This window comes from Breznakia sp. PFB1-19, assembly GCF_029893935.1.
Classification (GTDB): Bacteria; Bacillota_I; Bacilli_A; order Erysipelotrichales; family Erysipelotrichaceae; genus Breznakia; species Breznakia blatticola.
Window position 1 is genome coordinate 1 of record NZ_JARXXJ010000052.1, and the last position, 2,078, is coordinate 2,078.

The window sequence follows — 2,078 nt, forward strand, 5'->3', positions numbered from 1 at the left end:
GTATTTATATGTTACCAATTATTCAAGGAATTTTCAATCCAGATGTTCAAATAAATCATTACAACAAATATATAGAATCACTTAATGTGCCATCTATCTCCTGTCGTAGAGAGAATTGTGATGGGCATTATCATCGTCATGGCTATTATACTCGTTACTTTATTTTTAATGGTCAGAAATTCAAAATTCGGATATTAAGAATTAAATGTAATAAATGCAATTGCACGTTAAGCATACTTGCATTGTTTCTACTACCGTATTTTCAAGTAGTGTTGCTAGATATTATTCAAATACTCAAACTAACCTCAAAAGAGCAATACACTCGTTTTTTTGAAGATCATTGCACTGTGGAAGAAAGTCATGTCCGTTTCATCAAGAAACGTTTCCATAACTTCAAGCATTCATTACACGCAATAACAAAGGAGTTTTATGAGAAATTAGTGGATTACCTGGAATACAAAATCCACTTTTCTCTCACCCATTTACCCACAGACCTTTTCTCGAGTTATGCAAAACTTTGTTTTATACTGTAGCCACAAGCTTATAAGCAGATAAATCAAAGGAGAAATAACATTATGACAACTAAATACTGTAGAATGCGAGGTGCAAAATGACATGAAACAAGAGACTCGCGTTTTAAACGACCAAGAAATACTTAAATTATTCAATTTATCTCCCGAAAAAGTGGAATCAATGAAGTTTGAGCATAAGAAAGGATCTTTATACGTATACATTACTTTAGAAGTTGAAGAATATCCTTGTCCAATATGTGGCACAAAGACAAAAAGAGTGAAAAGTTATGTGAATAAGAAGATTCTACATGCAGCAATAACCTACAAGCCATGCTATATCATCTATCATTGCAGGCGTTATGTGTGTACAAATTGTAAGAAGACTTTCAATGAACGTAATCCTTTTGCCTATAGGAATATGAAGCTTTCAGCATTGACTGTATCAAATGTCCTTGAAGATCTGAAAAGCCCTACTGAAACTTTTTCTACAGTCGCTACCCGTTATGGTGTATCTTCAACTACTGTAGCTGCTATATTTGATTCACACGTGAGTGTATCTAGAAGAAAACTACCGAAAATTATATCCATTGATGAAGTTTATGCATTTCATTCTGAGCGTAGTGATTATGTTTGTGTGCTCGTAGATTTTTTATCAAAACAAACTATTGATTTATTACCGACAAGGCGTAAACAAGACTTGCAATTATACTTCACGCAAATCCCTTTAGAAGAAAGAAAAAATGTCGAGGTTCTAATCTGCGATATGTGGCACACCTATCGGATTATCGCACAACAAATGTTTCCATACGCCGATTGTGTGTTGGATAAGTTTCATGTATATCAAGAATTTCACAGACGTATGAATAAAGTCCGTATTGATATTATGAAACAGGTGCAACCTGTTCAAGAATGGAAAAAGTCTGATGATGTCGCTAAACGCTCTCTATTCTATAAACGTGAGCAACAATACTATTTACTGAAAAAGTGGAATTGGTTACTCAACAGAAAAGACACCACTCGCTATACTGTTGAAGGCAAAGAATACGAAATATTTGACCCAAACATACCTCGGAAATATAACAAGAAGTTAAATAAATACTGCAACTACAACGACTTATTGACAATGATTTTGGATATCGACCCAAAACTTAAAGAAGCATACAACCTCAAATTTTTCCTCAATAATTTCTATGATACTGCAACTATCATTACAGCAAGAACGGATATCGAAACCCTTATTTCAAAAATGTATGATAGTAGCATTTCTGAATTTAATGAATTTGGAAATACGATACGACAGTGGAAACAAGAAATAATTATATCTTTCAATTTGATAGAGGAGAGAATTTACAAGCAAGATCCAAAAACTGGAAAGACAGTCGCCGAAACTAAATGGCGAAAAGCAAATAATGCAATCGCTGAGAATCGCAACAAAGTCATTAAACAACTAAAACATAACGCTAATGGTTTCCATAACTGGGAGCGGTTCAGAACAAGAGCATTGTATGTCCTAAACGATGACGCTACATATCGGATCTTCGCTACAAAACTATAAAAGACCACAGC

The 2,078-nt window shown here is 34.1% G+C and carries 1 protein-coding gene; it reads left to right on the forward strand.

Annotation, left to right across the window (positions count from 1 at the left end; translation table 11 throughout):
* Positions 1–615: 615 nt before the first annotated feature.
* Positions 616–2,067 (forward strand): ISL3 family transposase, encoded by a 1,452-nt coding sequence (locus tag M2098_RS11505; RefSeq protein ID WP_280686211.1) that lies wholly within the window; start codon positions 616–618, stop codon positions 2,065–2,067.
* Positions 2,068–2,078: the final 11 nt, after the last annotated feature.

Coding starts and splice junctions, on each gene's coding strand:
- M2098_RS11505 (WP_280686211.1), top strand. CDS start 616: ATGAAACAAGAGACTCGCGTTTTAAACGACCAAGAAATACTTAAATTA.